This is a genomic window from Nocardioides allogilvus (assembly GCF_003047285.1).
GTDB classification, from domain to species: domain Bacteria; phylum Actinomycetota; class Actinomycetes; order Propionibacteriales; family Nocardioidaceae; genus Nocardioides; species Nocardioides allogilvus.
Genome location: NZ_PZYX01000045.1, coordinates 1 through 866 on the forward strand (window position 1 = coordinate 1; position 866 = coordinate 866).

Genomic DNA, 866 nt, shown 5'->3' on the forward strand with positions numbered 1-866 from the left:
TTTTAGCGGGTACTTTTAGAGAAGAAAACCCCGATAAAATCAATAGTCGCGATAAATCACCTTTACTCGATCGCATTCTGTCTGACAGTGAACCGAGAATGATTCAAAGTGACTCTAAACACTTCCTTAATAGTTTAGAGAGATTGATTAAAAATATTCAAAATACCGATACTTTTTTAATTACCAGTGATACTTTAATTACCGATAAAAAGGTTAAAGCTTTTATCGAAAATCCCAACGGGTACATCAAGGAATATTCTGATAAGAATCCTACCCGTCGTTTAGTGGTTTTGGCTTCGCCTACCATGACAAGTGGCAACGACATAACTATCAAATACTTTAAGCGTGATTATCACTACTATTGTGGACAATTATCATCGGTTTTGATTAGTCAAAAAATCATCAGGATCAGAGATACTGAGTGCGAGAGAATTATCTCAATGCCTGAATTTATAACATCGGATGATACAGAAAAGTGTGAGTACCTTGACCAGTGGCAAAATAGCCTAATAATGGCCCAAGTCAATTTACTGGATGAACCTGAAAACAAGGCCGAATTAATTAAAAAATTGACTGATAGCTTAGACTCACCCCACTACAAAGAAGCCTGTATTAGCAAGTGGATCCGGGAATTTGAGCGAAAAAATTACCGGGAGTGCCTAATCAAATTACTCACCATGCAAGGGTATGAGATTGAGTTAATTACTGACAAAAAATCAGAGTCAGAAAATACCAAAAAACTCAAGGAAACCAGCAACGAGATTAAAGACGAAACCAGCGAGGCAATTTACAACGCTAGTGACAAATATATTGGCAAGGATGAACGCTCGATCGAGCCTGAAACCAAAGATGATTTAATGGCAGTC

1 protein-coding gene is annotated in these 866 nt (G+C 37.3%); it reads left to right on the plus strand.

From position 1 onward, the window contains the following. Positions 1 to 866 (plus strand): hypothetical protein (locus C9J87_RS19845; protein ID WP_157953274.1); only part of this gene is annotated, 866 nt, incomplete at both ends.